The organism is Pseudomonas siliginis (genome assembly GCF_024072275.1).
GTDB lineage: Bacteria > Pseudomonadota > Gammaproteobacteria > Pseudomonadales > Pseudomonadaceae > Aquipseudomonas > Aquipseudomonas siliginis.
The window spans coordinates 3,663,051-3,689,225 of sequence record NZ_CP099598.1 but is presented as its reverse complement, the minus strand read 5'-3'; the positions used below and the strand labels follow the sequence as shown (position 1 = coordinate 3,689,225).

The 26,175-nt window shown below is 59.7% G+C and carries 21 protein-coding genes; 3 read left to right on the top strand and 18 right to left on the bottom strand.

Features of this window, described 5'->3' with window-relative positions; genetic code table 11:
- Positions 1-2: 2 nt before the first annotated feature.
- From nuoI to NF676_RS16875, 17 genes are all read right to left on the bottom strand, one after another.
- On the bottom strand, positions 3-551 hold the full coding sequence (gene nuoI, locus NF676_RS16955) for an NADH-quinone oxidoreductase subunit NuoI (RefSeq protein ID WP_016775283.1): 549 nt from the start codon (positions 549-551) through the stop codon (positions 3-5).
- 11 nt (positions 552-562) lie between these two features.
- Entirely contained in the window at positions 563-1,570 is a 1,008-nt protein-coding gene (gene nuoH, locus NF676_RS16950; RefSeq protein ID WP_016775282.1) for an NADH-quinone oxidoreductase subunit NuoH, read from the bottom strand.
- On the bottom strand, positions 1,567-4,281 hold the full coding sequence (gene nuoG, locus NF676_RS16945) for an NADH-quinone oxidoreductase subunit NuoG (RefSeq protein ID WP_252886425.1): 2,715 nt from the start codon (positions 4,279-4,281) through the stop codon (positions 1,567-1,569). The genes nuoH and nuoG overlap by 4 nt, the downstream gene beginning before the upstream one ends.
- Positions 4,282-4,417: 136 nt before the next feature.
- Positions 4,418-5,773: an NADH-quinone oxidoreductase subunit NuoF gene (gene nuoF, locus NF676_RS16940; RefSeq protein ID WP_024013417.1), complete on the bottom strand. Its 1,356-nt coding sequence runs from the start codon at positions 5,771-5,773 to the stop codon at positions 4,418-4,420.
- The gene (gene nuoE / locus NF676_RS16935) at positions 5,770-6,267 is read right to left on the bottom strand and encodes an NADH-quinone oxidoreductase subunit NuoE (protein WP_003223804.1); all 498 of its coding nucleotides are present in this window, start codon (positions 6,265-6,267) and stop codon (positions 5,770-5,772) included. Before nuoE ends, nuoF begins: the two co-directional genes overlap by 4 nt.
- Positions 6,268-6,269: 2 nt before the next feature.
- The gene (gene nuoC, locus NF676_RS16930; protein WP_056788887.1) at positions 6,270-8,054 is read right to left on the bottom strand and encodes an NADH-quinone oxidoreductase subunit C/D; all 1,785 of its coding nucleotides are present in this window, start codon (positions 8,052-8,054) and stop codon (positions 6,270-6,272) included.
- 69 nt (positions 8,055-8,123) lie between these two features.
- The gene (locus NF676_RS16925) at positions 8,124-8,798 is read right to left on the bottom strand and encodes a NuoB/complex I 20 kDa subunit family protein (RefSeq protein WP_016775278.1); all 675 of its coding nucleotides are present in this window, start codon (positions 8,796-8,798) and stop codon (positions 8,124-8,126) included.
- Positions 8,799-8,808: 10 nt separating this feature from the next.
- On the bottom strand, positions 8,809-9,222 hold the full coding sequence (locus NF676_RS16920; protein WP_003223812.1) for an NADH-quinone oxidoreductase subunit A: 414 nt from the start codon (positions 9,220-9,222) through the stop codon (positions 8,809-8,811).
- A gap of 646 nt (positions 9,223-9,868) precedes the next feature.
- On the bottom strand, positions 9,869-11,194 hold the full coding sequence (gene aceA, locus NF676_RS16915) for an isocitrate lyase (RefSeq protein ID WP_016775277.1): 1,326 nt from the start codon (positions 11,192-11,194) through the stop codon (positions 9,869-9,871).
- A gap of 474 nt (positions 11,195-11,668) precedes the next feature.
- Positions 11,669-12,430 carry a secretin N-terminal domain-containing protein gene (locus NF676_RS16910; protein ID WP_252886424.1) on the bottom strand — a complete coding sequence of 254 codons (762 nt, stop codon included), beginning with the start codon at positions 12,428-12,430 and terminating at the stop codon, positions 11,669-11,671.
- Positions 12,431-12,717: 287 nt separating this feature from the next.
- Positions 12,718-13,143: a GNAT family N-acetyltransferase gene (locus NF676_RS16905; protein ID WP_016775275.1), complete on the bottom strand. Its 426-nt coding sequence runs from the start codon at positions 13,141-13,143 to the stop codon at positions 12,718-12,720.
- On the bottom strand, positions 13,136-14,305 hold the full coding sequence (locus NF676_RS16900; protein WP_016775274.1) for a ribosomal protein uL16 3-hydroxylase: 1,170 nt from the start codon (positions 14,303-14,305) through the stop codon (positions 13,136-13,138). The genes NF676_RS16905 and NF676_RS16900 overlap by 8 nt, the downstream gene beginning before the upstream one ends.
- An 86-nt stretch (positions 14,306-14,391) precedes the next feature.
- Entirely contained in the window at positions 14,392-15,762 is a 1,371-nt protein-coding gene (gene purB / locus NF676_RS16895; RefSeq protein ID WP_095182064.1) for an adenylosuccinate lyase, read from the bottom strand.
- A gap of 126 nt (positions 15,763-15,888) precedes the next feature.
- Positions 15,889-16,512, bottom strand: a complete 624-nt coding sequence (hflD, locus tag NF676_RS16890) for a high frequency lysogenization protein HflD (RefSeq protein WP_039763308.1) — start codon at positions 16,510-16,512, stop codon at positions 15,889-15,891.
- Entirely contained in the window at positions 16,509-17,633 is a 1,125-nt protein-coding gene (gene mnmA, locus NF676_RS16885; RefSeq protein WP_150634940.1) for a tRNA 2-thiouridine(34) synthase MnmA, read from the bottom strand. Before mnmA ends, hflD begins: the two co-directional genes overlap by 4 nt.
- 59 nt (positions 17,634-17,692) lie before the next feature.
- Positions 17,693-18,139: an NUDIX hydrolase gene (locus NF676_RS16880; protein WP_041477075.1), complete on the bottom strand. Its 447-nt coding sequence runs from the start codon at positions 18,137-18,139 to the stop codon at positions 17,693-17,695.
- A gap of 203 nt (positions 18,140-18,342) precedes the next feature.
- A complete protein-coding gene (locus tag NF676_RS16875) occupies positions 18,343-20,568 on the bottom strand; it encodes an NADP-dependent isocitrate dehydrogenase (protein ID WP_252886423.1) in 2,226 nt (741 codons plus the stop codon).
- A 481-nt stretch (positions 20,569-21,049) separates the two neighbouring features.
- On the opposite strand from NF676_RS16875, the gene icd reads away from it, so the two are divergent.
- The gene (icd, locus tag NF676_RS16870) at positions 21,050-22,306 is read left to right on the top strand and encodes an NADP-dependent isocitrate dehydrogenase (protein WP_024013414.1); all 1,257 of its coding nucleotides are present in this window, start codon (positions 21,050-21,052) and stop codon (positions 22,304-22,306) included.
- 78 nt (positions 22,307-22,384) lie between these two features.
- Here the strand turns inward: icd and NF676_RS16865 are convergent, their stop codons facing one another.
- Positions 22,385-22,666 (bottom strand): cold shock domain-containing protein, encoded by a 282-nt coding sequence (locus tag NF676_RS16865; protein ID WP_095182061.1) that lies wholly within the window; start codon positions 22,664-22,666, stop codon positions 22,385-22,387.
- 224 nt (positions 22,667-22,890) lie between these two features.
- Between NF676_RS16865 and clpS the strand changes: the two genes are divergently transcribed.
- Together clpS and clpA are read left to right on the top strand one after the other, a co-directional pair.
- Complete coding sequence (gene clpS / locus NF676_RS16860) at positions 22,891-23,274, top strand: ATP-dependent Clp protease adapter ClpS (protein ID WP_011334948.1); 384 nt, start codon at positions 22,891-22,893, stop codon at positions 23,272-23,274.
- A 30-nt stretch (positions 23,275-23,304) separates the two neighbouring features.
- On the top strand, positions 23,305-25,575 hold the full coding sequence (gene clpA, locus NF676_RS16855) for an ATP-dependent Clp protease ATP-binding subunit ClpA (RefSeq protein ID WP_016775266.1): 2,271 nt from the start codon (positions 23,305-23,307) through the stop codon (positions 25,573-25,575).
- Positions 25,576-26,175 lie beyond the last annotated feature (600 nt).

The following is a 26,175-nucleotide window of genomic DNA, read 5'->3' as shown; positions in this document are numbered from 1 at the left end:
CCTTAAGGCAGCAAGCTCTTCACGTTGATCGGTTCGGCTTCGTTCTGCGCAGCGCCTTTCGGCTTGCCAGCGATTGCCATACCTGCAACACGATAGAAGTTGTAATCAGGGTTTTTGCCGGGGCCGGAGATCAGCAGATCTTCTTTCTCGTACACCAGGTCCTGACGTTTGAACTCGGCCATCTCGAAATCCGGGGTCAGCTGGATCGCGGTGGTCGGGCAGGCTTCCTCGCAGAGACCGCAGAAAATGCAGCGCGAGAAGTTGATCCGGAAGAAGTCCGGGTACCAGCGACCGTCTTCGGTTTCAGCTTTCTGCAGCGAGATGCAACCCACCGGGCAGGCCACGGCGCACAGGTTGCAGGCTACGCAGCGTTCTTCGCCATCGGGGTCGCGGGTCAGGACGATGCGGCCACGGTAGCGCGGCGGCAGATAGACCTGCTCCTCGGGGTATTGCAGGGTGTCGCGCTTGCGAAAGCCATGGCCGAAAACCATGACCAGGCTGCGCAACTGGGTACCGGTACCCTTAACGATGTCGCCAATATATTTGAACATGGGTCAAATCCTCACTGAACCGCAACCGCAGGCGTGTTCATCAACACAACCGCAGCGGTCACCAGCAAATTGATCAGGGTCAGTGGCAGGCAGAATTTCCAGCTGAAATCCATCACCTGGTCATAACGCGGACGCGGGATGGAAGCGCGCAGCAGGATGAACAGCATGATGAAGAACGCGGTCTTCAGTGCGAACCAGACGAAGGACAGTTGCGGCAGGATGCCGAACGGACCGTGCCAGCCACCGAAGAACAGGGTGACCAGCAGCGCCGAGATCAGGATGATGCCGATGTATTCACCGACGAAGAACATGCCCCATTTCATACCGGCGTATTCAATGTGGTAACCGTCGGCCAGTTCCTGTTCCGCTTCCGGCTGGTCGAACGGGTGACGGTGAGTCACGGCGACGCCAGCGATGAAGAAGGTACAGAAGCCGAAGAACTGCGGAATGATGAACCACAGGTTCTGCGCCTGGTATTCGACGATGTCGCGCATGTTGAACGAGCCGACCTGCACCACGATGCCCATCAGGGCCAGGCCCATGAACACTTCGTAGGACACGGTCTGCGCCGAGGCACGCAAGCTGCCGAGCAGGGCGAACTTGTTGTTGCTCGACCAGCCGGCGAACAGCACCGCGTACACCGACAGACCGGCCATGGCGAAGAAGAACAGCAGGCCGATGTTCAGATCCGCCACGCCCCAGGTCGGGGTGATCGGGATGATCGCGAAGGCGATCAGCAGGGCGGACATGGCCACCACCGGCGCCAAAGTGAAGATCACCTTGTCGGCAAACGGCGGGGTCCAGTCTTCCTTGAAGAACATCTTCAGCATGTCGGCGGCGATCTGGAACATGCCGAACGGGCCAACGCGGTTCGGACCGTAACGGTCCTGCCACCAGCCCAGCAGGCGACGTTCGACAAAGCTGAGCAAGGCGCCCGCGACCACCACGGCCAGCAGGATCACGATGGCTTTGATGACCGTCAGGATCACATCGATCACTTCAGGGGTGAACCAGGTCATTGCGCTGCCTCCTGCAGACCGTCGACGGATACGCCGGCGAATGCCGGTGGAATGCCGGCGATGCCCGCAGGCAATGCCACCAGACCGGCGCCCAGTTCTTCGTTGATGCGCAGCGGCAGACGCAGGGTCTGGCCGGCAACGTTCAGGCTCAGCAGAGCACCGTCGTTGACGCCGAGGCGATCCGCTTCGGATTTCGCCAGAGCCACGTACGGAGCCGGAATGCGCTCTTGCACCGGCGCGGCTTTCGAAGAATTTTCTTCGCTGCCGAACAGGTGGTAGAACGGCACGGCCTGCCAAGTGCCCGGCGCCGGATTGAATGCGCGCGGAGCAGCAGCGAACCAGTTCAGCGAGTCGCCAGTGCTTTCGATCAGGCGCGTGCCCGGATCGCCAGCGCGCAGATGACCACCGACTTCGTCCTGGAACTTGTTCCAGGCTTGTGGCGAGTTCCAGCCCGGCGACCATGCGAATGGCACTTGTTGACGCGGTTCGGCGGAGCCCGAGTAACCTTCCATGGAGAAGGCGAACGCGGTGTCCTGGTCTTGCGGGGTGCGTGGTTCGTGAACGCTGATGTCGGCGCGCATCGCGGTGCGACCGGAGTAACGCAGCGGCTCACGGGCCAGTTTCAGACCCTTGATGCGGAACGCAGCGGAAGGTGCAGCATCGACGATACGTGCCAGTTGCGCGGTGCTCGAGGCAACGGCAGCGGTGACGTGGTCGAGTTGCGTCCAGTCGATCGGCTGGTTCAGCAGGGTCGCGCGCAGGGCGTGCAGCCAGCGCCAGCCTTCGTGAACCAGGATGCTCGCGTCCAGGTATTGCGGATCGAAAACCTGGAAGAAACGCTGGGCGCGACCTTCCTGGCTGACCAGCGTACCGTCGCCCTCGGCGAAGCTCGCCGCTGGCAGAACCAGGTGCGCGCGATCGGTGGTGGCGGTTTTCTGATGGTCGGCGACGATCACCACTTTCGCGGCGTTCAATGCGGCATCGACCTTGGCGTTGGCAGTGCGGGTGTACAGATCGTTTTCCAGCACGACGATCGCGTCGGCCTTGCCATCGATGACCGCTTGCAGCGCGTCGTCGACCGACTCGCCACCGAGCATGGCCAGACCGAGGCTGTTGGCCTCCGGCACGATCAGGCTGATCGAACCGTTCTTCTCGCGCAGCTTCAGGGCTTTGGCGATGTTCGCGGCGGCTTCGATCAAGGCTTTGGAGCCCAGCGAAGTACCGGCGATGATCAGCGGACGCTTGGCGGCGAGCAGGGCATCGGCGATACGCTGCGCCAGTTCCAGGGCTTCGGTGTCCAGACCTTCAACGGCCGGCGCGCTGGCATCCAGCGCGTGAGCCACGGCGAAACCGATGCGTGCCAGGTCGTCGGGAGCTGCGTGTACGCATTCTTCGGCAACGTCGTCGAGCTTGGTTTCGGCGAGGCTGGCGATAAACAGCGGGTTCAGCGCGTGCTGACCGATGTTCTTCACCGCCGCGTCGAGCCAAGGCTGGACGCGCATGGCTTCGGCCATGTCTTCAGCCTTGCCCTTGACCGACTGACGCAGAGCCAGCGCCATGCGCGCAGCGGTCTGGGTCAGGTCTTCACCGAGGACGAAAATCGCGTCGTGGTCTTCGATATCGCGCATGTTCGGCACTGGCAGCGGGCTGTCGTTCAGCACCTGAAGGACCAGACGAATGCGCTCCAGCTCGGAGGCTTCGATACCCGAATAGAAGTGCTCGGCGCCTACCAGTTCGCGCAACGCGTAGTTGCTCTCGAGGCTGGCGCGTGGCGAACCGATGCCGACGATGTTGCGTCCGCGCAGCAGGTCGGCGGCTTTGTCCAGCGCAGCGTCTAGGCTGAGCTTGGTGCCATCGGCCAGCAGCGGCTGACGTGGACGGTCAGTGCGGTTCACGTAGCCATAACCGAAACGGCCACGGTCGCAGAGGAAATACTGGTTCACCGAACCGTTGAAACGGTTTTCGATGCGACGCAGTTCACCGTAACGCTCGCCCGGGGAAATGTTGCAACCGCTCGAGCAGCCATGGCAGATGCTCGGGGCGAACTGCATGTCCCACTTGCGGTTGTAGCGCTCGGAGTGAGTCTTGTCGGTGAACACGCCGGTCGGGCAGACCTCGGTGAGGTTGCCGGAGAACTCACTTTCGAGGGTGCCGTCTTCAACGCGACCGAAGTACACGTTGTCGTGGGCGCCGAATACACCGAGGTCGGTACCGCCGGCGTAGTCCTTGTAGAAACGCACGCAGCGGTAGCAGGCGATGCAGCGGTTCATTTCGTGGGAAATGAACGGGCCGAGTTGCTGGTTCTGGTGGGTGCGTTTGCTGAAGCGATAACGGCGCTCGTTGTGGCCGGTCATCACTGTCATGTCTTGCAGGTGGCAGTGACCGCCTTCCTCGCACACCGGGCAGTCGTGCGGGTGGTTGGTCATCAGCCATTCGACAACGCTGGCGCGGAACGCCTTGGATTCTTCATCGTCGATGGAGATCCAGGTGTTGTCGGTGGCGGGCGTCATGCAGGACATGACGATGCGACCACGGGTGTCGTTCTCGTCGGTGTACTGCTTGACCGCGCACTGGCGGCAGGCCCCGACGCTACCAAGCGCGGGATGCCAGCAGAAATATGGAATGTCGAGGCCCAGCGACAGACATGCCTGTAACAGGTTGTCTGCCCCGTCGACTTCGAGCGCTTTGCCGTCTACGTGGATAGTGGCCATGGTTCAAAGGTCTTCGTTGGCCCGGTGTCAGCGGGCGTGGCTAATGGAATCTTGTTATGCGTCCGAATCCAAACAGCCCCGGAGGGCGTCATCGGACGAAAGGCGAAGGGCACGGACCCTTCGCCTTTTTAAGCGTTTAAGCGCCGACTACGATCGGCCTTGCCAGAGGCGGGACGGCGGCGCTGACAGGCGCGATACCGGCTTCGAACTCTGGACGGAAGTATTTGATCGCGCTGCCCAGCGGCTCCACGGCTCCCGGTGCGTGAGCACAGAAGGTCTTGCCCGGGCCGAGGAAACCGACCAGGCCCAACAGGGTCTCGATGTCGCCCGGCTGGCCCTTGCCCTGTTCGATGGCCATCAGGAGCTTGACGCTCCATGGCAGACCATCGCGGCACGGGGTGCAGAAACCGCAGGATTCGCGAGCGAAGAACTGCTCCATGTTGCGCAGCAGCGAGACCATGTTGACGCTGTCATCCACCGCCATCGCCAGACCGGTACCCATCCGGGTGCCGACCTTGGCGATACCGCCGGCATACATTTGTGCGTCGAGGTGCTCGGGCAGGAGGAAACCGGTACCGGCGCCGCCTGGCTGCCAGGCCTTGAGCTTGAAGCCGTCGCGCATGCCGCCGGCGTAATCTTCGAACAGTTCACGACCGGTGACGCCGAATGGCAGTTCCCACAGGCCCGGGTTCTTGACCTTGCCGGAGAAGCCCATGAGCTTGGTGCCCATGTCTTCGGAACCTTCGCGGGCCAACGATTTGTACCAGTCAACGCCGTCGGCAATGATCGCCGGCACGTTGCACAGGGTTTCGACGTTGTTCACACAGGTCGGCTTGCCCCACACGCCGACGGCGGCAGGGAAGGGCGGCTTGGAGCGCGGGTTGGCGCGGCGGCCTTCGAGGGAGTTGATCAGCGCGGTTTCTTCACCGCAGATGTAACGCCCGGCACCGGTGTGGACGAACAGCTCGAAATCGAAACCCGAACCGAGAATGTTCTTGCCCAGCAGGCCGGCCGCCTTGGCTTCTTCCACGGCACGGTTGAGGTGCTTGGCGGCGGTAGTGTATTCGCCGCGCAGGAAGATGTAGCCACGGTAGGTTTTCAGCGCGCGGGCACTGATCAGCATGCCTTCGATCAGCAGATGGGGCAGTTGCTCCATCAGCATGCGGTCTTTCCAGGTGTTCGGCTCCATTTCATCCGCGTTGCACAGCAGGTAGCGGATGTTTATGGATTCGTCCTTGGGCATCAGGCCCCACTTCACACCAGTGGGGAAGCCGGCACCGCCGCGACCCTTGAGGCCAGCGTCTTTGACGGTCTGGACGATCGCGTCCTGATCCATCTCGGCGAAGGCTTTGCGCGCAGCGGCGTAACCGTTCTTGGCCTGGTACTCGTCGAGCCACACGGCTTCGCCGTCATCGCGCAGACGCCAGGTCAGCGGGTGCGTCTCGGCCGAGCGCTGGATGCGGTTGGCTGGACCAAAAGATGTCAGGGTCATACGTAGCCCTCGAGCAGTTTGGCCACGCCAGCAGGCTGCACGTCGCCAAAGGTGTCGTCGTCGATCATCAGCGCCGGTGCCTTGTCGCAGTTGCCGAGGCAGCAGACAGGCAGCAGGGTGAAACGACCGTCGGCGGTGGTCTGACCCAAGCCGATGCCCAGATTGTTCTGGATTTCGCTGACCACCGACTCGTGGCCGCCGATGTAGCAGACCATGCTGTCGCAGACGCGAATGATGTGGCGGCCGACCGGCTGACGGAAGATCTGGCTGTAGAACGTCGCCACGCCTTCAACGTCGCTGGCCGGGATGCCGAGGATCTCGCCGATCGCGTACAAGGCGCCATCCGGCACCCAGCCGCGTTCCTTCTGAACGATCTTCAGGGCTTCGATCGACGCCGCGCGCGGGTCTTCGTAGTGATGCAGCTCGTGCTCGATGGCCGAGCGCTCGGTTTCACTCAAGGTGAAACGGTCTGTCTGGATAAGCGTGCTGTTCATGCTTAGCGGTCCACGTCGGCCATAACGAAGTCGATACTACCCAGGTACGCAATCAAGTCCGCGACCATGCTGCCTTTGATCACCGAAGGGATCTGTTGCAGGTGCGGGAAGCTCGGAGTACGGATCCGGGTACGGTAGCTCATGGTGCCGCCGTCGCTCGTCAGGTAATAACTGTTGATGCCCTTGGTCGCTTCGATCATCTGGAAGGATTCGTTGGCCGGCATGACCGGGCCCCACGAAACCTGCAGGAAGTGCGTGATCAGGGTTTCGATGTGCTGCAGCGTGCGCTCTTTCGGCGGCGGCGTGGTCAGCGGGTGATCCGCCTTGTACGGGCCTTCCGGCATGTTGCGCATGCATTGATCGATGATCTTGATGCTCTGGCGCATCTCTTCGACGCGGACCATGCAGCGGTCATAGGCATCGCCGTTGACGGCCAGTGGCACTTCGAATTCGAAGTTCTCGTAGCCCGAGTACGGACGCGCTTTGCGCAGGTCGAAATCGCAACCGGTCGAACGCAGGCCGGCACCGGTGACGCCCCATTCCAGGGCCTCTTTGGTGTTGTAGGCAGCGACGCCGACAGTACGCCCCTTGAGGATGCTGTTCTGCAGGGCGGCCTTGGTGTATTCGTCCAGACGCTTGGGCATCCACTCGACGAAATCCTTGACCAGTTTTTCCCAGCCGCGCGGCAGGTCGTGGGCGACGCCACCGATGCGGTACCAGGCCGGGTGCAGACGGAAACCGGTGATCGCCTCGATCACCGTGTACGCCTTCTGGCGGTCGGTGAAAGTGAAGAACACCGGGGTCATGGCGCCGACGTCCTGGATGTAGGTACCCAGGAACAGCAGGTGACTGGTGATCCGGAAGAATTCGGCCATCATGATGCGGATGACATCGACCTTCTGCGGCACCTTGATGCCGGCGAGCTTCTCGACCGAGAGCACGTACGGCAGGTTGTTCATCACGCCGCCGAGGTAGTCGATACGGTCGGTGTACGGAATGTAGCTGTGCCAGGACTGACGCTCGCCCATCTTCTCGGCGCCACGGTGGTGGTATCCGATGTCCGGGACGCAGTCGACGATCTCTTCACCGTCCAGCTGCAGGATGATGCGGAACGCACCGTGCGCCGAAGGGTGGTTCGGGCCGAGGTTGAGGAACATGTAGTCCTCGTTGGCTCCGGAACGCTTCATGCCCCAGTCTTCCGGACGGAAACGCGCGGCTTCTTCCTCAAGCTGCTGCTTGGCGAGGTTGAGGCTGAACGGATCGAATTCGGTGGCGCGCGCCGGGAAGTCCTTGCGCAGCGGGTGACCTTCCCAGGTCGGCGGCATCATGATGCGCGACAGGTGCGGGTGGCCTTTGAAGTCGATGCCGAACATGTCCCAGACTTCGCGCTCGTACCAGTTGGCGTTGGGCCAGATGCTGGTGACGGAAGGCATGCTGAGGTCGCCTTCGGACAAGGCCACCTTGATCATCACGTCACTATTACGCTCCAGCGACATGAGGTGATAGAACACGGTGAAATCGGCGCCGGTTGGCAGCCCTTGACGCTTGGTGCGCAGACGCTCGTCCACGCCGTGCAGGTCATAGAGCATGACGTACGGCTTGGGCAGGTTGCGCAGGAAAGTCAGGACTTCAACCAGTCTGGCACGGGCCACCCACAGCACAGGCATGCCGGTGCGGGTTGCCTGCGCGGTGAACGCTTCGGCGCCAAAACGGTTGTTCAGTTCGACGACCACATCCTGGTCGTCTGCCTTGTAAGGCGGGATGTACAGAGCACTGCCTGTAGTCATGGTTATTTTTTCGCTTTCGGTCAACGTAAAGAATGAAGCCAGCTTCTCGTTACTTGGAACAGAACTGGATCAGACTTCGTCAGGGCTGCGCAGATTGGTGACTGCGATTCGCTGTTCGCGGCGCTGTTCCTTCTGCGATGGCATGTCGGCGCGATACACGCCTTGATCACCAACGACCCAGGAAAGCGGACGACGCTCCTGTCCAATCGATTCCTGCAACAGCATCAAGCCTTGCAGAAATGCTTCCGGACGGGGCGGGCAGCCAGGTACGTAGACGTCCACGGGCAAGAACTTGTCCACCCCTTGAACCACGGAGTAGATGTCGTACATGCCGCCGGAGTTGGCGCACGAACCCATGGAGATAACCCATTTCGGTTCGAGCATTTGCTCGTAGAGACGCTGAATGATCGGCGCCATCTTGATGAAGCAGGTACCGGCGATAACCATGAAGTCGGCCTGACGCGGCGAGGCCCGGATGACTTCGGCGCCAAAGCGCGCGATGTCGTGGGGCGCCGTGAAGGCGGTGGTCATTTCCACGTAGCAGCACGACAGGCCGAAGTTGTACGGCCACAGGGAGTTCTTACGTCCCCAGTTGACCGCGCCGCTCAGCACGTCTTCCAGCTTGCCCATGAAAATGTTTTTGTGAACTTGATCTTCTAACGGATCGGCAACGGTTTCCCGCTGGCCAATCGGATACTGCTCGTTAGGAGCATCGGGGTCGATCCTGGTGAGATTGTATTGCATTGCCAAAGCCTCATTGTTTCAGCTTCGCCTGCCGCTTGCGACGAGCTTCCGGAGCCCAGTCAAGGGCGCCCACTCGGAACAGGTAGACAAGACCTGCCAACAGAATTGCTATGAAAACGAGAGCTTCGACGAATCCGGTCCAGCCGCTTTCGCGGACGGACACAGACCATGCAAAGAGAAAGAGGGCTTCGATATCGAAGATCACGAAGAGCATCGCGACCAGATAGAATTTGGCTGAGAGCCGCAAGCGGGCGCCACCGGTAGGTAGCATGCCCGACTCGAACGGTTCGTTTTTGCTGCGACCCCAGGCTTTTGACCCGAGGAGGCTGGAGACGCCAAGCATGAAGGCACACAGGCCGACGACACCCAGAAGGAAAATGGCAAAGCCCCAGTTGTGGGCCATGAGTCCTGTCGCTTCGGGCATGCTGGTAATCCTTAACAGAGAGCAAAGGTCTCTGAGCTTGATAAAGAAATAAGGCAGTGACGATATGTCGCAGCAATCAATCGGGCTGATTTTATGGCTAAACACCCGGCAAGTAAAATTCCAAAGGCGAAATTATTTACCGGATTAAGGACATAGCGTCTCCTGAAGGCGCTGCGGCCCATGCGTTGCGGGCATTAGCCGGGTTTCCGTCAATTATGTTTTGTAGGCTTTGTAACGAACATAGTTGCTGCTAAATGATAATTGATATCGTTTGGAGTGGTTTTGTAACTGTTTAACCAGTGAGTGGCTGGGAAGTTGTCTTACTTGCGCATTACTGCAAGTAGCGAAGCCTACCGTTTTAGCGGAAATTTCTGACGCTTGTAGCGCTTCAGATCAATGTTCCATCTCTCGGCTGACGGTAGCCCTGTGGGAGCGAGCCTGCTCGCGAAAGCGGTGGATCAGCCTCCAGATGTGCAAGCTGACTTATCGCCTTCGCGAGCAGGCTCGCTCCCACAGGAAATTTATGGGGGCTTTGAGATTCCAACAGGCAAAAAAACGCCCCGATCCAGTCGGGGCGTCAGTCTTGCGGCTCTGCGGTTAGCTTTTTATTCGATCCGCAAAGGCCGTTTGCTCAGGTGAAGCCGAATCAGTGGAACTGTTCTTCTTCGGTCGAACCGGTCAGCGCGGTCACCGAGGACGAGCCGCCCTGGATCACGGTGGTCATGTCGTCGAAGTAGCCAGTGCCCACTTCCTGCTGGTGCGCAACGAAGGTGTAACCCTTGGCGGCGTCAGCGAATTCCTGCTCTTGCAGCTTCACGTAGGCGGTCATGTCGTTGCGGGCGTAGTCGTGCGCCAGGTTGAACATGCTGTGCCACATGTTGTGAATGCCGGCCAGGGTGATGAACTGGTGCTTGTAGCCCATGGCGGACAGTTCGCGCTGGAACTTGGCGATGGTCGCGTCGTCCAGGTTCTTCTTCCAGTTGAAGGAAGGCGAGCAGTTGTACGACAGCAGCTGGTCCGGGTATTCCTTTTTGATCGCTTCAGCGAAGCGACGGGCTTCTTCCAGATCCGGCTTGGCGGTTTCGCACCAGATCAGGTCGGCGTACGGTGCGTAAGCCAGGCCACGGGCGATCGCTTGATCCAGGCCGGCACGTACCTTGTAGAAACCTTCCTGAGTACGCTCGCCGGTCACGAATGGCTGATCGTACGGGTCGCAGTCGGAAGTCAGCAGGTCAGCCGCGTTGGCGTCGGTGCGGGCCAGAATGATGGTCGGCGTGCCGGCAACGTCAGCTGCCAGACGGGCAGCGGTCAGCTTCTGTACGGCTTCCTGGGTTGGCACCAGAACCTTGCCGCCCATGTGGCCGCATTTCTTCACCGAAGCCAGTTGGTCTTCGAAGTGAACGCCGGCGGCGCCTGCTTCGATCATGCTCTTCATCAGCTCGTAGGCGTTGAGTACGCCGCCGAAGCCTGCTTCAGCGTCGGCCACGATTGGCGCGAAGTAGTCGATGTAGCCGTCATCGCCCGGGTTCTTGCCGGCTTTCCACTGGATCTGGTCAGCACGACGGAACGAGTTGTTGATGCGCTTGACCACGGTCGGTACCGAGTCAACCGGGTACAGTGACTGATCCGGGTACATCGATTCGGCGGAGTTGTTGTCCGCAGCCACCTGCCAGCCGGACAGGTAGATCGCCTGGATACCGGCCTTGACCTGCTGAACAGCCTGGCCGCCGGTCAGGGCGCCCATGCAGTTGACGAAATCTTTCTCTGGACGGAAGGACGGCTTGGCACCCTGGGTAACCAGGTTCCACAGCTTCTCGGCGCCCATCTTCGCGAAGGTGTGCTCAGGCTGAACCGAGCCACGCAGGCGGACCACGTCGGCAGCGGAGTAAGTGCGAGTCACGCCTTTCCAGCGCGGGTTCTCGGCCCAGTCTTTTTCGAGGGCTGCAATTTGCTGTTCGCGTGTCAGTGCCATGGAGATAAACCTCGTCGCGTCTTTTATGAAAAGTTGTTCTGCGGTGGAAAATTCCTGCGCTCGCTGACCAGAAGCTTAGGTGGTCAAGTCGAATTCGGCGGGGTAGGCGACGGGATGAACGATGGGCTCGAGGGGAAGTGAGCAGGTAGTGGCGCGGTGCGGGCGCATTCCGGCGTCGTGGGCCTTTATACGGTCTGCAGCGTGAAGCCGGGTTACCTAAATACGCTTCCGTCCCTCGGGACAACTTCGTTCCAGTCGGCAACCTCGTCAAACACACCTTGTGGGCGGTACAGACACGAAACGGTTCGCGGGATAGGTGCGAACGGCGCTTCGAAGGCCCTTGCCAGGGCCTCTGATTAGCGGGAGCGAGGCCATCATGCCTTCGCTTTTTGGCCTCGTCAAACGTTTTGTAGTGCTTTTTTTAAGGCACTACATCTTTCGTCTAATACGACTAATCAGTCAGTTTTCGGTGCTTTAGTCCAGGGAGTCGACTTTCACCCGCAAGGTCATGTCATCCCGGCCTTGAGTCGAGTAGCTGCGGGTCAGCCCCTGTTTGTCGGCCTGAGTCTGGCTGTTGACGCCCGCCAGGGTGATCCATTCACCGAGGCGTCCGGTGACGGTTGTGTCGGTGCTTTGCACGTTCACTACATCGGGACGTTCCTGGCTCATGCGGTCACGGTTTGTACTGATCGCCAGATGAACGGTCTCGCCGGTAACGCTGGCGGTGACGTAGAAACCCTGGGTGACGTTGCGGTATTGGGTCTCGCTGCTGTAACCGCCGTAGGAGTCGCTCTGGGTGTTGGTGATCGGCACGCTCTGGCCAACCTGAATCAGCGCCGGAGTGCCTTCACTGGTCTGCACTTGCTGAACGCCGCCATTGCGGCTGGTGGTGCTGCGGCTGATGATCCGGGTCTGGTTCGGCTGGGCGCCGTTGACCGCATAACCTTCGTCGCCACGGCCATTGTTTTCGTTGGTGTCGACGGTGATCAGCAAGCGCTTGGGCGCGGTGTCGAGTTGTGCGAGCAAATCCTTCAGTTCTTGAATCTTGCCCGGCTCGGCCTTGACGATCAGTTGGTTGCCGTAAGCGCTGACCTGACCGTCCTGGCCGATGAAGTCCTGCGCCACCGGCAGCATGTCGGCGCTGGTGTGGTATTTGAGGGGGACGATTTCTGTGGCTGCCAGCACCGAAAAACTGCAGCCGAGCAGCAGGGTGGTGAGCAGGGTGCGTAGGGACATGTCCGTTATCTCCGCGTTCGAAAGGCTTGATATTGCCAGTTTGTCGGCCCGGGGTGGGGCAAGTTGAATCGTAGACAGCAAAACGCCCCGGCATCCGAAAATGGCGGGGCGTTTTGTGGTGTGCTTGCGGCCATTGTGGCGAGGGGATTTATCCCCGCTCGGCTGCACAGCAGTCGCCGACCCAGCGCGCTCGATTTAACTGACTCACCGAGTTTTCTGGATTTGGGGCTGCTTCGCAGCCCAGCGGGGATAAATCCCCTCGCCACAGGGATCTAGAGGTCTCGGAATCAGGCCGAATGCCGAACCATGTCGACATGCGGAATGCCGGCCTCGAGAAACTCCTCGCTGACCAGGCTGAAGCCCAGGCGCTCATAGAACGCCGTGGCCTGCACCTGAGCGCTGAGCTTCTGCTGTTTCAGCCCGCGTGCTTCGGCTTCGGCGATGACCGCTTGCATCAGCGCGTCACCGACCTTCATTCCGCGCCAGTCTTTGAGCACCGAAACCCGGCCGATGTGGCCGTCGGGCAACAGCCGCGCCGTGCCGATCGGGAAGTCGCCTTCGAACGCCAGAAAATGCACGGCGGTCGCGTCATCGGCGTCCCACTCAAGCTCGGGTGGCACCGATTGTTCGGCGATGAACACCGTTTCACGAATGCGCCGGATCTCGGCGATATCCTTCTGCCAGTCTGCGACACGAACGCGAATTTTATTCATCGGCAAACCCCAGGCTTCCTTGCTTGACCAGTTCGCAGAGCAGGCTGCGGCCGTCTTCATCGCTCAGCCATTCGCCCAGGTTGTCGGCGTGCAGCGCGTCAGCGGCGCAGATCAGCTTCAGCAGTTCGCGCAGCTTGCCCGGCAGGTAACGGCTCTGGCCGCTGGCGAACAGCAGCAGATCGTCGTCGACTTCCGACCAGGCCAGGCGCGCGCTCGGGTTGCGGATCAGCACAGCGCCGTCCTGCAGGGCGGCGAGGAAGTCTTCTTCTTCGACGTCTTCCGGGCCGACCACCAGTTCCGGGTAGCGCGGCTCGGTCATGTACTGGCCGAACCAGGTCAGCAGCAGGCGCTCATCGCTCATGTGTTCGGCGAGCAGGCTTTTCAGACGATCCAGCGCATCGTGTTGAATCTGGTGCGGATCGACCGCCGGCTTGGCGTCGGCATCGGTGTAGCGCTCTTCGTCGGTCAGGAACTGGCTGAGGAAGTCGGTGAAGTGGGTCAGCACTTCAGCAGCGCTCGGCGCACGGAAGCCGACCGAGTAGGTCATGCAGTTGTCGACTGCGACGCCGCAATGGGCCAGACGCGGCGGCAGGTAGAGCATGTCGCCTGGCTCCAGCACCCATTCTTCGGTCTCGTGGAATTCAGCGAGGATGCGCAGGTCAGCGTGCTGCAGGAGCGGGCTCTCGGAATCGCACATCTGGCCGATTTTCCAGTTGCGCTTGCCATGGCCCTGCAGCAGGAACACATCGTAGTTGTCGAAATGCGGGCCGACGCTGCCACCCGGTGCGGCAAAGCTGATCATTACGTCATCGACGCGCCAGCTCGGCAGGAAGCGGAAGTTTTCCAGCAGTTCGCTGACTTCCGGCACGAACTGGTCAACCGCTTGCACCAGCAGTGTCCACTCTTTTTCTGGCAATTTGCTGAACTCGTCTTCGGCGAACGGGCCGCGACGCAGTTCCCATGGACGCTCGCCATGTTCGATCACCAGGCGCGATTCGACTTCTTCTTCCAGGGCCAGGCCGGCCAGTTCGTCGGCGTCGATCGGGCTTTCGAAGTCAGGAATCGCCTGACGAATCAGCAGCGGTTTTTTCTGCCAGTAGTCACGCAGGAATTCGCGTGCTGTGAGGCCGCCCAGAAGTTGAAGAGGAATATCGGAATTCATATGTAACCTATTGAAAAAAAGCACTTTTCAGACGGGAATAAAAACGCCCGGCGCGGCCGGGCGTCTCAAACGGGGCAAACGGTCGATCAGATGCGTTTGGCTTGTGCCACTGCGTTGCCGATGTAGTTGGCCGGGGTCAGTTGCTTGAGCTCGGCTTTGGCTTCGGCTGGCATGTCCAGACCATCGATGAAAGTCTGCAACGCTTCAGGGCTGATGCCCTTGCCGCGGGTCAGTTCTTTCAGCTTTTCGTACGGGTTTTCGATGTTGTAGCGACGCATCACGGTCTGGATCGGCTCAGCCAATACTTCCCAGCAAGCATCGAGGTCAGCGGCAATCTTCTGCTCGTTGAGCTCGAGTTTGCTGATGCCTTTGAGGCTGGCTTCGTAAGCGATCACGCTGTGGGCGAAGCCGACACCGAGGTTGCGCAGGACGGTGGAGTCGGTCAGGTCGCGCTGCCAGCGGGAGATCGGCAGCTTGCTCGCCAGGTGCTGGAACAATGCGTTGGCGATACCCAGGTTGCCTTCGGAGTTTTCGAAGTCGATCGGGTTGACCTTGTGCGGCATGGTCGACGAACCGATTTCACCAGCGATGGTGCGCTGCTTGAAATAACCCAGGGAAATGTAGCCCCAGATGTCGCGGTCGAAGTCGATCAGGATGGTGTTGAAGCGTGCGATCGCGTCGAACAGCTCGGCGATGTAGTCGTGCGGTTCGATCTGCGTAGTGTACGGGTTGAAGCCCAGACCCAGCTCGTCTTCGATGAAGGCGCGGGCGTTGGCTTCCCAGTCGATCTGCGGGTAGGCCGAGAGGTGTGCGTTGTAGTTGCCGACAGCGCCGTTGATCTTGCCCAGCAGCGGCACGGCAGCGACTTGAGCGATCTGACGCTCGAGACGGTAAACCACGTTGGCCAGTTCTTTACCCAGAGTAGTCGGCGAAGCCGGCTGGCCGTGGGTGCGCGACAGCATCGGCACGTCGGCGAAACGGATGGCCAGTTCGCGGATGGCGTTGGCGGTCTGGCGCATCAGCGGCAGCATCACGTCGTCACGGCCTTCGCGTAGCATCAGGGCGTGGGACAGGTTGTTGATGTCTTCGCTGGTGCAGGCAAAGTGGATGAATTCGCTGACCTTGGCCAGCTCCGGCAGCTTGGCCGCCTGCTCTTTGAGCAGGTATTCGATCGCTTTGACGTCGTGGTTGGTGGTGCGCTCGATCTCTTTGACGCGCTCGGCGTGCTCCAGCGAGAAGTTGTCAGCCAGTTCGTTGAGAACGGCGTTGGCCTCGGCGGAGAAGGCTGGCACTTCAGGGATGCCAGCGTGGGCGGCCAGGCGCTGGAGCCAGCGCACTTCAACCAGAACGCGGGCACGGATCAGGCCGTACTCGCTGAAAATCGGGCGCAGGGCCTGGGTTTTGCCGGCGTAGCGGCCGTCAACAGGGGAAACCGCAGTGAGCGAAGAGAGCTGCATGGGGTGTTCTCGGACAGTCGGGCAACGAAATGGGGCGCGTATCATACATGAAAAAATCCGCCGGTCCGTCGCCAACTGACCGGCGTATTACGCGTTACAGACTACAAAGCCTTCGTGACGCGGCGTTTACTCGCTGCGCATCAACGGATAAAGCTCTTTAAGCAACTTGCGGCGGCTGATCACCAACTGCCAGCGATGACCACCGAGCTGACGCCACAGGCGCGCCGAGCGGATACCGGCGAGGAGCAGGGCGCGGATCTTCGAGGCATTGCTCGGCTGTTGCAGGTTGCGCATGTCGCCGTGCACCTGAATGCGCTGGCGCAGAGTGCTCAAAGTGTCCTGGTACAACGCACCGCAAGCGGCCACGACGTTTTCGTGGGCCGGGCCAAAATGCTCCACCTGCGACTGGATCTGCGGCAGGCGTTTGGCAATCGTCTCAAGCATGTCGTCACGCTTGGCCAGTTGCCGCTCCAGACCGAGCATCGACAGCGCGTAGCGCAACGGCTCGCGCTGCAAGGTGCTCGGATCGCGCTCAAGGGCGCCAATCAGCGCGCGATAACCCTCGCGCAGATTGATGTCGTCGCCGCCGTACACGTCCAGCGTATCTTTCGGGTCGCGGACCAGCAGGCTGCCGAGCATGCAACTCAGGCCGGCCTCGTTGGTCTGGCCGGTCTTGGCGATGCGATCGACCAGCACGGCGGCGAGAAACACACCGCCCAGCGCTGTCAGTTGCTCCTGAGTCGGGCTCATGCCTGGCCGCTCCACGGCTCGGCCACTTCGATCACGCCGCCACCCAAGCAGATTTCACCGTCATAGAACACCACCGATTGGCCCGGCGTCACCGCGCGTTGCGGTTCGTCGAACACGGCGCGATAACCGCTGGCGGTTTTTTCCAGGGTGCAGGCCTGATCGCTCTGGCGATAGCGCACTTTCGCCGTCAGGCGCAGCGGCTGGCTCAGGTCGATCGGGTTGACCCAGTAAATTTCCGAAGCGAGCAGGGCGCTGGAGAACAGCCACGGATGGTTGTTGCCCTGGCCGACGATCAGCTCGTTGCTCTGCAGATCCTTGCGCAGCACGTACCACGGCTCGTCACCGGCATCCTTCAAGCCGCCGATGCCGAGGCCCTGACGCTGGCCGATGGTGTGGTACATCAAGCCGTGGTGACGGCCGATGACTTCGCCTTCGGTGGTCTTGATCTCGCCCGGTTGTGCCGGCAGGTATTGCTTGAGAAAATCGCTGAAACGGCGCTCGCCGATGAAGCAGATCCCGGTGGAATCCTTCTTCTTGGCGGTGGCCAGTTCGTACTTCTCGGCAATCTCGCGCACTTGCGGCTTTTCCAGTTCGCCGACCGGGAACAGGGTCTTGGCGATTTGTTCGCCGCCGACGGCGTGCAGGAAATAGCTCTGATCCTTGTTCGGATCGAGGCCCTTGAGCAGTTCGGTGCGATCATCGATATCACGGCGGCGCACGTAGTGGCCGGTGGCGATCAGGTCGGCGCCGAGCATCATCGCGTAGTCGAGGAACGCTTTGAACTTGATCTCGCGGTTGCACAGGATGTCCGGGTTCGGCGTGCGCCCGGCCTTGTATTCGGCGAGGAAGTGCTCGAACACGTTGTCCCAGTACTCGGCGGCAAAGTTGGCGGTGTGCAGCTTGATGCCGATCTTGTCGCAGACAGCCTGAGCATCCGCCAGGTCGTCCATGGCGGTGCAGTATTCCGTTCCGTCGTCTTCTTCCCAGTTCTTCATGAACAGGCCTTCCACTTCGTAACCCTGCTCGATCAGCAGAAGGGCAGAAACGGAAGAGTCCACGCCGCCGGACATGCCGACAATGACGCGCTTCTTGGATGTGTCAGAAGGGGCTGGATCACGCATAGGGATTCAATGAGTGTCTTGGAAAAGGGCGCGATTCTATCAGGCTCGCGGCCGCAAGGCTAAAGAGAAGGGCGGATCAGTTCGAGGCTGAAGTGATGACCGGCCAGATAATCGTCGATGCAACGGATGATCAGTTCACTGCGCCAGTTATCGCGCTGGGCGATTAATTCGTCGCGGGTCAGCCACTTGGCGCCGACGATGCCGTCGTCCAGCCGGTAATCCGGGTGATGCTGCACGGCTTTGGCGCTGAAGCATATGCGCTGGTAAGTCACGCCGTTGCTCGGTGCGGTGTACAGATAAATGCCGATCACGCCTGTCGGTTCGACGTCCCAGCCGGTTTCTTCGAGGGTTTCGCGAATGGCCGCATCGATCAGGGTTTCATCCGGATCGAGATGGCCGGCGGGCTGGTTGAGCACATTACGCCCACCTTTGTGCTCTTCGACCATCAGGAAGCGACCGTTGTCCTCGACGATGGTGGCGACGGTGATGTGGGGGAGCCATTCCATAAAACCTTCCTCAATCTATTGGTTAAATCCCAATCCCTGTGGGAGCTGGCTTGCCAGCGATAGCGGTGGTTCAGTCACCATCCATGCTGGATGATAAACCGCCATCGCTGGCAAGCCAGCTCCCACAAAGTTTTGTGGTGATCACAAAACCCGGAAACACAAACCCCGGCACAAGGCCGGGGTCTGTTCACCGCATTACAACCTTAAACCAGCGCAGCAATCGCCGCGTTGAAGGTTGCGCTTGGACGCATGGCCTTGCTGATCAGCTCGGCGTCGGCGTGGTAGTAACCGCCGATGTCGACTGGCTTGCCCTGAACGGCGTTGAGCTCGGCAACGATGGTTGCCTCGTTCTCGGTCAGGGTTTTGGCCAGAGTCGCGAACTGCGCTTGCAGTGCAGCGTCTTCGGTCTGGGCAGCCAGGGCCTGAGCCCAGTACATCGCCAGATAGAAGTGGCTGCCGCGGTTGTCGATGTTGCCGACCTTGCGCGATGGCGACTTGTTGTTGTCGAGGAACTGGCCGGTGGCCTGGTCCAGGGTTTTCGACAGCACCAGTGCTTTCGGGTTGTTGTAGTTCACGCCCAGGTGCTCAAGGGAAGCGGCGAGGGCAAGGAACTCACCCAGCGAATCCCAGCGCAGGAAGTTTTCTTCAACCAGTTGCTGCACGTGCTTCGGCGCCGAACCGCCGGCGCCGGTTTCGAACAGGCCGCCGCCGTTCATCAGCGGCACGATCGACAGCATCTTGGCGCTGGTGCCCAGTTCCATGATCGGGAACAGGTCGGTCAGGTAGTCGCGCAGTACGTTGCCGGTCACCGAAATGGTGTCCTTGCCTTCGCGGGTGCGCTGCAGGGTGTACTTCATCGCGTCGACCGGCGCCATGATCTGGATGTCCAGACCGCTGGTGTCGTGGTCCTTCAGGTAGGCCTGAACCTTCTCGATCACCACGCCGTCGTGGGCGCGCATCGGGTCGAGCCAGAAGATCGCCGGCGTGCTGCTCGCGCGAGCACGGTTGACGGCCAGTTTGACCCAGTCCTGGATCGGCGCGTCTTTGGTCTGGCACATGCGGAAGATGTCGCCGGCTTCGACAGCCTGTTCCATCAGCAGCTTGCCTTTGCTGTCGGTGACGCGAACAACGCCGTCAGCCTTGATCTGGAAGGTCTTGTCGTGGGAGCCGTACTCTTCGGCTTTCTTCGCCATCAGACCGACGTTCGGCACGCTGCCCATGGTGGTCGGATCAAAAGCACCATTGGCTTTGCAATCTTCGATCACAGCCTGGTAGATGGTCGCGTAGCAACGATCCGGGATCACAGCCTTGGTGTCGTGCAGCTGACCGTCGGTGCCCCACATCTTGCCGGAGTCACGGATCATCGCTGGCATCGAGGCGTCAACGATGACGTCGCTCGGCACGTGCAGGTTGGTGATGCCTTTGTCGGAGTTGACCATCGCCAGCGACGGACGAACGGCATAGACCGCTGCGATATCGGCTTCGATCTGCGCTTGCTGCTCGGCCGGCAGGGCCTTGATGCGCGCGTACAGATCGCCGATGCCGTTGTTCAGATTGAAGCCGATCTGGTTCAGCACGTCAGCGTGCTTGGTCAGTGCGTCTTTATAGAACTCGGCAACGATCTGGCCGAACATGATCGGGTCGGAGACCTTCATCATGGTCGCTTTCAGGTGAACCGAGAGCAGCACGCCCTGGGCCTTGGCGCTTTCGATCTCGGCAGCGATGAACGCACGCAAGGCGTTTTTGCTCATCACGGCGCAGTCGAGGATCTCGCCAGCCTGAACGGTGGTTTTTTCTTTCAGAACGGTAGCGCTACCGTCCTTGGCGATCAGCTCGATCTTCACAGCGTCAGCGGCGTCGATCAGGACAGCTTTTTCGCTGCCGTAGAAATCGCCGGTGCTCATGTGCGCGACGTGAGACTTGGAGTCCTTGGCCCAGGCGCCCATTTTGTGCGGGTGCTTGCGCGCATAGTTCTTCACCGACAGCGGAGCGCGGCGGTCGGAGTTGCCTTCACGCAGAACCGGGTTCACGGCGCTGCCCTTGACCTTGTCGTAACGCGCCTTGGCGTCTTTGTCGGCGTCGCTGGTCACGGTTTCCGGGTAGTCCGGCAGGTTGTAGCCCTGCGCCTGCAGCTCTTTGATCGCGGCTTGCAGCTGTGGCACCGAAGCACTGATGTTCGGCAGCTTGATGATGTTGGCTTCAGGCGTAACGGCCAGGTCGCCCAGTTCGGCGAGGTGGTCGGCTACGGCTTTGTCGCCCAGTTGCTCGGGGAAGCTTGCCAGGATGCGCGCTGCAAGAGAGATATCGCGGGTTTCCACGGCGATATCGGCCGAGGCGGTGTAAGCCTCGATGATCGGCAGCAGGGAATAGGTGGCGAGGGCAGGAGCTTCGTCGGTGAAGGTATAGATGATCTTCGAGCGGGTGGGCATATTCGGATTAACTCTCTCTTCTTTGCTAAAGCGTGCGCAGAAACTCGAGGGGCGCCGGGTAAGCGCGTTCGTTCAAAGTCATCCATGAACCGAATGTCGAGATTCTTCGCGGTGATGTTGGGTGCATCAGTAGAGCGTCAAGCAGTCAGGCTGCGGTAACAACCCGACCAATCAGGCGGAAAGTCTCGTGCTAGAGAGGCCAGCCGTCGTGACCCTGTGGTCAGCGGGCGGCATTATACATAGGTAGCTGGCAATCTGCCGATGGTTCATATGCAACGATTCTCGTCCATTGGTCTAAAGGTCGCAGGGCGCGACCGGGCAAAGACTCGTTACGAATGCTGGAGTTTGGCGCTTTTCCCTTTGCTTTCAGGCTTGTAGGAAACGAGATGTGCGCGGCGCAGGAACATAGGGTTTGCGTGTTGATTCAACTGGGTTACGCTCGAAGCAAGCCAGGTGTTCAATCCAAACAATGGAGTTCAGCATGGGTTACAAGAAGATTCAGGTTCCAGCCGTCGGCGACAAAATCACCGTCAATGCAGACCATTCTCTCAATGTTCCTGATAACCCGATCATCCCCTTCATCGAAGGTGACGGTATTGGTGTCGACATCAGTCCGGTGATGATCAAGGTTGTCGATGCTGCTGTTGAAAAGGCCTACGGCGGCAAGCGCAAGATTTCCTGGATGGAAGTCTACGCCGGCGAAAAGGCCACTCAGGTTTATGACCAGGACACCTGGCTGCCGCAGGAAACCCTCGACGCGGTCAAGGATTACGTGGTTTCGATCAAAGGCCCGCTGACCACTCCGGTCGGTGGCGGCATCCGCTCGCTGAACGTGGCCCTGCGTCAGCAGCTCGACCTGTACGTCTGCCTGCGTCCGGTGCGCTGGTTCGAAGGCGTGCCAAGCCCGGTGAAAAAGCCCGGCGATGTCGACATGACCATCTTCCGCGAGAACTCCGAAGACATTTACGCCGGTATCGAATGGAAGGCCGGTTCGCCGGAAGCCACCAAGGTCATCAAATTCCTTAAAGAAGAAATGGGCGTCACCAAGATCCGTTTCGACGAAAACTGCGGCATCGGCGTCAAGCCGGTCTCCCGCGAAGGCACCAAGCGCCTAGCGCGCAAGGCTCTGCAATACGTGGTCGACAATGACCGCGACTCGCTGACCATCGTGCACAAAGGCAACATCATGAAGTTCACCGAAGGTGCCTTCAAGGAATGGGCCTACGAAGTGGCGGCCGAAGAATTCGGTGCGACGCTGCTCGATGGCGGTCCGTGGATGCAGTTCAAGAACCCGAAAACCGGCAAGAACGTTGTGGTCAAGGACGCCATCGCCGACGCCATGCTCCAGCAGATCCTGCTGCGCCCGGCCGAATACGATGTCATCGCAACGCTTAACCTCAACGGCGACTACCTGTCTGACGCCCTGGCGGCGGAAGTGGGCGGTATCGGCATCGCGCCGGGTGCCAACCTGTCCGACACCGTAGCGATGTTCGAGGCGACCCACGGTACCGCACCGAAATACGCCGGCAAGGATCAGGTCAACCCGGGCTCGCTGATTCTCTCGGCCGAGATGATGTTGCGTCACATGGGCTGGACTGAAGCGGCGGACCTGATCATCAAGGGCACCAACGGTGCGATCGGCGCGAAGACTGTTACTTATGATTTCGAGCGTTTGATGGATGGCGCGAAGCTGGTTTCGTCCTCCGGGTTCGGAGATGCGCTGATTTCGCATATGTAAAAGTTGCAGGCACGCAAAAACCGCCTGACTCGATGGGTTGAGTCAGGCGGTTTTTTTATGACCGAATGTTTTGAGGCTTCAACTGGTTGCCGTTTGTTTTTCCGTGGCAATCGAGCTCGGCGCCGAAGCGACTTCGACCGAAGTTATCTTCACGGCATGCAAGCCTTTAGGGCCTTGAACGATCTCGAAGTTTACCGCCTGACCCGCTTTCAGGGTCTTGTACCCATCCATTTCAATGGCCGAGTAGTGGGCAAAGAAATCAATGTCCTTGCCATCCTCATCGCGACCTTCCCGGGCGTCGGTATTGATAAAGCCGAATCCCTTGGCATTGTTGAACCATTTCACCTTGCCGACAGCCATGCTCAAATCCCTCTGCAACAGACTCCATCGCTGGAGTATCATCCACGACATCCGCAATCGAATTCGATAAAAGAATTGACTCCGCGGATCTTTTTTACCCACTGTGGGCTCTATTGGTTGTAACACCGTTTTCCCGATAGTCAAGGTGACCGGGCAGTCGTAGTTGAAAACGTGTGCAACCGCCCCCACCACTGTATTCGCACAACTGACGAACCTTTTTTTCCATGCATGCAATCAGCCAGATTCGACTAACATTCAATCAGGATCGCCCGCTTCTCCAAAAGGATCTTCCACAGGAGCACGACGACGATTCGGCAGGCGTTGCTGTTCAGGAAGCAAAGCCCGCGTTACAGGCGCCGCCGATGTACAAGGTGGTTTTGTTCAACGATGACTACACACCGATGGATTTCGTCGTCGAAGTGCTCGAGGTGTTTTTTAACCTGAATCGCGAGCTGGCGACCAAGGTCATGCTGGCCGTCCATACAGAAGGACGGGCAGTATGTGGAGTGTTTACCCGCGACATCGCCGAGACAAAGGCCATGCAGGTCAACCAGTACGCCAGGGAAAGCCAGCATCCGCTACTCTGTGAAATCGAGAAGGACGGTTAATCGCCGACCACTTGGGTATGAGGTGAAGCTATGTTAAACCGCGAGCTCGAAGTCACCCTCAATCTTGCCTTCAAGGAGGCTCGTTCGAAGCGTCATGAGTTCATGACCGTCGAACATCTCCTGCTGGCCCTATTGGATAATGAGGCTGCCGCCACCGTTTTGCGTGCCTGCGGCGCAAACCTCGACAAACTCAAGCATGATCTGCAGGAGTTCATCGACTCCACCACGCCATTGATCCCCGTCCATGACGAGGATCGCGAAACCCAGCCAACCCTGGGCTTCCAGCGTGTCCTGCAGCGTGCTGTTTTTCACGTACAGAGCTCGGGCAAGCGCGAAGTGACCGGCGCCAACGTGCTGGTCGCCATCTTCAGTGAGCAAGAGAGTCAGGCCGTGTTCCTGCTGAAACAGCAGAGCGTGGCGCGCATCGATGTCGTCAACTACATCGCCCACGGCATTTCGAAAGTACCGGGGCACGGCGATCACTCTGAAGGTGAACAAGATATGCAGGACGACGAGGGCGGTGAGTCTTCTTCTTCAGGCAATCCTCTGGATGCTTATGCCAGCAACCTCAACGAACTCGCGCGCCAGGGTCGCATTGATCCGTTGGTTGGTCGTGAGTCGGAAGTCGAGCGTGTCGCGCAGATTCTTGCGCGCCGGCGCAAGAACAATCCGCTGCTGGTGGGCGAGGCAGGCGTGGGTAAGACCGCCATTGCCGAAGGCTTGGCCAAGCGCATCGTCGACAATCAGGTGCCGGATCTGCTGGCCAATGCGGTTGTTTATTCGCTCGACCTCGGCGCTCTGCTTGCGGGTACCAAGTATCGCGGTGATTTCGAGAAGCGCTTCAAGGCGCTGCTCAATGAACTGAAGAAACGTCCGCAGGCGATCCTGTTCATCGACGAGATCCACACCATCATCGGTGCGGGCGCAGCGTCCGGTGGCGTGATGGATGCATCCAATCTGCTCAAGCCGCTGCTGTCGTCTGGCGACATTCGCTGCATCGGTTCGACCACGTTCCAGGAATTTCGCGGCATCTTCGAGAAGGACCGTGCCTTGGCGCGTCGCTTCCAGAAAGTCGATGTCGTCGAGCCGTCGGTGGAAGACACCATCGGTATCCTGCGTGGTCTGAAAGGGCGTTTCGAGCAGCATCACAATATCGAGTACAGCGATGAGTCGTTGCGTGCCGCTGCCGAACTGGCGTCGCGCTACATCAATGACCGGCACATGCCGGACAAGGCCATCGACGTGATCGACGAGGCGGGCGCCTACCAGCGTCTGCAACCGGTGGAGATGCGCGTCAAGCGTATCGAAGTGCCACAGGTCGAGGACATCGTCGCGAAAATCGCGCGGATTCCGCCGAAGCATGTCACCAGTTCCGACAAAGAGCTGCTGCGTAACCTGGAGCGTGACCTGAAGCTTACGGTGTTTGGTCAGGACGCGGCGATCGATTCGCTGTCCACTGCGATCAAGCTGTCGCGTGCCGGGCTCAAGTCGCCAGACAAGCCGGTCGGTTCGTTCCTGTTCGCCGGGCCTACCGGTGTCGGTAAAACCGAGGCCGCGCGACAGCTGGCCAAGGCGCTGGGGATCGAGTTGGTGCGTTTCGACATGTCCGAGTACATGGAGCGTCACACCGTATCGCGTCTGATCGGTGCCCCTCCAGGCTATGTCGGTTTCGACCAGGGCGGTCTGCTGACCGAAGCGATCACCAAGCAGCCACATTGCGTATTGCTCCTCGACGAAATCGAGAAGGCGCATCCGGAAGTCTTCAACCTGCTGTTGCAGGTCATGGATCACGGCACGCTGACCGACAACAACGGGCGCAAGGCGGACTTCCGCAATGTGATCGTGATCATGACCACCAACGCCGGTGCCGAGACGGCAGCGCGGGCTTCGATCGGTTTCACCCATCAGGACCACTCGTCCGATGCGATGGAAGTGATCAAGAAGAGCTTCACGCCGGAATTCCGTAACCGTCTGGACACCATTATCCAGTTTGGTCGCCTCAGCCATGAGGTCATCAAAAGTGTGGTGGACAAGTTCCTCACCGAGCTTCAGGCGCAGCTGGAAGACAAGCGTGTGTTGCTTGAGGTTACTGATGCGGCACGCAGCTGGCTGGCGGCGGGTGGTTATGACTCGGCGATGGGCGCACGTCCAATGGCGCGTCTGATCCAGGACAAGATCAAGCGTCCGCTGGCGGAGGAGATTCTGTTTGGCGAACTGGCCGAGCATGGCGGTGTGGTGCACATCGACATCAAGGATGGGGAGTTGACGTTCGACTTCGAAACCACGGCTGAGATGGCCTGACGGTCGTATATCAAGAGGGCGCCTTCGGGCGCCTTTTTGTTGCTCGTTGTTTGATAGTTTTGGGTGTATATCCGTTGCTGCGGTTACGGCTGCTTAGGGTTTCGCCCTTACGGCGACTCACTTTTTTTACAAACGCCTAAAAAAAGTAAGCAAAAAAACGCTTGCTCCTGCGTTCGGCCCTCGCAGGCTCGGGTTCCTTCGCTCCGGGATCGATCCGGGCGCAGCGGCTCCGGTTTGCTTCGCTGCACCTCCTTCCGCTGTGTCTGGCTGCGCCAGACGGTCGCTGCGCTCCCACCCCCGGATCAATCCCTCCACTCAGCCTTCCGACGTCGCCGGTGAATCAAGATCAAAAGCGGTACTCGAGCTAAAGCTCATTGTGTAGGAGCTGCCGGAGGCTGCGATCTTTTGCCTTTGCCTTTGCTTTTCTGTGGGAGCGAGCCTGCTCGCGAAGTCGGCCTGCAGGTCAACCCGTTTCTATCGAATTCACGCGATCCAACCGGAGCTGCCGAAGGCTGCGATCTTTTGATCTGCTTGCTGTAGAGCGAAACCGCCAGCGGCAACACCCGCAGCAACGATTAAGTCCCAAGCCTCCAAACCTCA

Excerpts from the sequence above, each read along its gene's own strand:
- nuoI (WP_016775283.1), bottom strand. The coding sequence starts at position 551 with ATGTTCAAATATATTGGCGACATCGTTAAGGGTACCGGTACCCAGTTG.
- nuoH (WP_016775282.1), bottom strand. The coding sequence starts at position 1,570 with ATGACCTGGTTCACCCCTGAAGTGATCGATGTGATCCTGACGGTCATC.
- nuoG (WP_252886425.1), bottom strand. The coding sequence starts at position 4,281 with ATGGCCACTATCCACGTAGACGGCAAAGCGCTCGAAGTCGACGGGGCA.
- nuoF (WP_024013417.1), bottom strand. The coding sequence starts at position 5,773 with ATGACCCTGACATCTTTTGGTCCAGCCAACCGCATCCAGCGCTCGGCC.
- nuoE (WP_003223804.1), bottom strand. The coding sequence starts at position 6,267 with ATGAACAGCACGCTTATCCAGACAGACCGTTTCACCTTGAGTGAAACC.
- nuoC (WP_056788887.1), bottom strand. The coding sequence starts at position 8,054 with ATGACTACAGGCAGTGCTCTGTACATCCCGCCTTACAAGGCAGACGAC.
- NF676_RS16925 (WP_016775278.1), bottom strand. The coding sequence starts at position 8,798 with ATGCAATACAATCTCACCAGGATCGACCCCGATGCTCCTAACGAGCAG.
- NF676_RS16920 (WP_003223812.1), bottom strand. The coding sequence starts at position 9,222 with ATGCCCGAAGCGACAGGACTCATGGCCCACAACTGGGGCTTTGCCATT.
- aceA (WP_016775277.1), bottom strand. The coding sequence starts at position 11,194 with ATGGCACTGACACGCGAACAGCAAATTGCAGCCCTCGAAAAAGACTGG.
- NF676_RS16910 (WP_252886424.1), bottom strand. The coding sequence starts at position 12,430 with ATGTCCCTACGCACCCTGCTCACCACCCTGCTGCTCGGCTGCAGTTTT.
- NF676_RS16905 (WP_016775275.1), bottom strand. The coding sequence starts at position 13,143 with ATGAATAAAATTCGCGTTCGTGTCGCAGACTGGCAGAAGGATATCGCC.
- NF676_RS16900 (WP_016775274.1), bottom strand. The coding sequence starts at position 14,305 with ATGAATTCCGATATTCCTCTTCAACTTCTGGGCGGCCTCACAGCACGC.
- purB (WP_095182064.1), bottom strand. The coding sequence starts at position 15,762 with ATGCAGCTCTCTTCGCTCACTGCGGTTTCCCCTGTTGACGGCCGCTAC.
- hflD (WP_039763308.1), bottom strand. The coding sequence starts at position 16,512 with ATGAGCCCGACTCAGGAGCAACTGACAGCGCTGGGCGGTGTGTTTCTC.
- mnmA (WP_150634940.1), bottom strand. The coding sequence starts at position 17,633 with ATGCGTGATCCAGCCCCTTCTGACACATCCAAGAAGCGCGTCATTGTC.
- NF676_RS16880 (WP_041477075.1), bottom strand. The coding sequence starts at position 18,139 with ATGGAATGGCTCCCCCACATCACCGTCGCCACCATCGTCGAGGACAAC.
- NF676_RS16875 (WP_252886423.1), bottom strand. The coding sequence starts at position 20,568 with ATGCCCACCCGCTCGAAGATCATCTATACCTTCACCGACGAAGCTCCT.
- icd (WP_024013414.1), top strand. The coding sequence starts at position 21,050 with ATGGGTTACAAGAAGATTCAGGTTCCAGCCGTCGGCGACAAAATCACC.
- NF676_RS16865 (WP_095182061.1), bottom strand. The coding sequence starts at position 22,666 with ATGGCTGTCGGCAAGGTGAAATGGTTCAACAATGCCAAGGGATTCGGC.
- clpS (WP_011334948.1), top strand. The coding sequence starts at position 22,891 with ATGCATGCAATCAGCCAGATTCGACTAACATTCAATCAGGATCGCCCG.
- clpA (WP_016775266.1), top strand. The coding sequence starts at position 23,305 with ATGTTAAACCGCGAGCTCGAAGTCACCCTCAATCTTGCCTTCAAGGAG.